The following is a 1,847-nucleotide window of genomic DNA, read 5'->3' as shown; positions in this document are numbered from 1 at the left end:
GCTCGGGAGTACGAAGGCGCCTGCGCGTAGGCGGGCGCCTGCGCGGCGGCGTCCTGCGGCCGCCGGCGCGGAGGCCACCCGGAGGGGGTGTTCGTCATGCCCGCCACGGTATCAACCGGGGATGCCTCCTGCCCCGGAATGATGCGGGTCACAGTGGGGCGTCACCGTTTGCCGCCGGTGGCCTGACTTGGCTAGCTTCTCCGGCATGGCCTTGTTCTCACAGCCGGTCTTCCTGAACCTCCCGACGACCGACACCGAGCGCATCCGCGAGTTCTGGACCGCCCTCGGCGCCGGCATCGCGGAGGACTTCTCGGACGACGACTCGGTGTGCGTCGAGCTCACCGACTCCACCTACGCGATGTACATGACGCCGGGGTCCTACACGGACTACATCGGCGAACGGGAGATCGCGGACTGCATCACCACGAACTCCTCGCTGATGTCCCTGATCGCCGGGGACCATGCGGCCGTGGACGCCCTCGCGGACCGTGCCCTGCAGCTGGGCGCCACCGAGGTGGCCCTGCCGGAGGACATGGTGGAGGACATGTCGGAGACCGGCCTGCACTCCCGCGAGATCATCGACCCGGACGGTCACCAGTGGGAGTTCATCACCGCCTGAGCGGGGCTTCCCTCTGCGTCGAACCAGAGGAATCGGTCCCTTCGCGCGGACGTGAAGGGGCCGAAGTCTCTGGTTCGGCGCCTCGGGCGTCGGCGCGTCGGGCGCTTCACGACGACGGCCGGCTCAGTCCGCGTGACTGGTCGCCTTCTCGCGGCGCGGGCTCGCCGCCTCCTTGCTGAGGGTGGTGCCGACGCTCGCGGAGACCACCAGGACCATGGCCAGGACGGCCCAGAGGCCCACGGCCTGGCCGAGCACAAGGAACCCGACGCCGGTGGCGATGGCCGGCTCCACGGACACCAGCACGCCGAACACGGCGCTGCGCAGCCGCTTCAGTGCGTGGAACTCCAACAGGTAGGGCAGCAGCGAGGCGAACAGGCCCGTGCCGATCGCACCGAGGACCGCTCCGCCTGGCCGGCCACGGTCCCCGCGGTCCGCCGGCTGCTGGACGAGGGCCTGGACCTCGGACCGGCCACCGTCCTGGTCGGCGCGAACGGGGCGGGGAAGTCCACGCTCGTGGAGGCGATCGCGGCGGCGGCCGGGCTGAACCCCGGAGGGCGGCACCCACCACGTGCGGCACACGACCCGCGTCACCGAGTCCGCGCTGGCCGAGCACCTGCAGCTGACCCGCGGTGCCGGCGCGCCCCGCGGCGGCGTGTTCCTGAGGGCCGAGGCCATGCACGGGCTTTTCACGTACCTGGAGGGCCTGTCCCTGAAGCCGAGCCTGCACCGCATGAGCCACGGGGAGTCCTTCCTCGCGTTCTGCCACGAGCGGGCCTCGGTGCGCGGGCTCTGGGTGCTGGACGAACCCGAGTCCGCCCTGTCCTTCGAGAACTGCCTCGCCCTCACCGCGTTCCTGCTGGATCGGGTCGAGGATGGCTGTCAGGTCCTGCTCTCCACGCACTCCCCGGTCCTCGCCGCCCTGCCCGGGGCGCAGATCCTCGAGGCCGGACCGTGGGGTCTGCGCGAGGCCCGCTGGGAGGACCTGGAGACCGTGGACCACTGGCGCCGCTTCCTCGCGGGTCCCGAGCGGTATCTGCGGCATCTGTGAGGCGGAGGGCGCAGGGAGCCCCGTAGCCCCGTGCCGGACGACGAGGTCCGCGCCGTCGTGCGCTTCCAGTCCTCCGGCGGCTGACCCTCCGCCTGCGCGTCCCCTCGTACGACGACGGCCACGCGCCGAACGGTGCGTGGCCGCCTGTCGGCGCGTGGCGTGTCCGTGGTCCGGATCAGG

3 protein-coding genes are annotated in these 1,847 nt (G+C 72.0%); 2 read left to right on the top strand and 1 reads right to left on the bottom strand.

Going from position 1 to position 1,847, the window contains the following annotated elements; translation table 11 throughout:
• Positions 1-205 precede the first annotated feature (205 nt).
• On the top strand, positions 206-619 hold the full coding sequence (locus tag AC2W7A_RS12075) for a VOC family protein (protein WP_485991554.1): 414 nt from the start codon (positions 206-208) through the stop codon (positions 617-619).
• Between the two features lie 123 nt (positions 620-742).
• Here AC2W7A_RS12075 and AC2W7A_RS12070 read toward each other — a convergent pair whose 3' ends face one another.
• Positions 743-1,198, bottom strand: coding sequence for an EamA family transporter (locus AC2W7A_RS12070; RefSeq protein WP_485991553.1), 456 nt, complete (start codon positions 1,196-1,198; stop codon positions 743-745).
• Between AC2W7A_RS12070 and AC2W7A_RS12065 the strand changes: the two genes are divergently transcribed.
• Positions 1,188-1,667: an AAA family ATPase gene (locus AC2W7A_RS12065; RefSeq protein WP_485991552.1), complete on the top strand. Its 480-nt coding sequence runs from the start codon at positions 1,188-1,190 to the stop codon at positions 1,665-1,667. The genes AC2W7A_RS12070 and AC2W7A_RS12065 overlap by 11 nt on opposite strands.
• Positions 1,668-1,847 lie beyond the last annotated feature (180 nt).

It is taken from the genome of Micrococcus sp. LASM2_SD2 (assembly GCF_057364565.1).
Note: the sequence above shows the minus strand (reverse complement) of the source record. Positions and strands in the feature narration are given on the sequence as shown.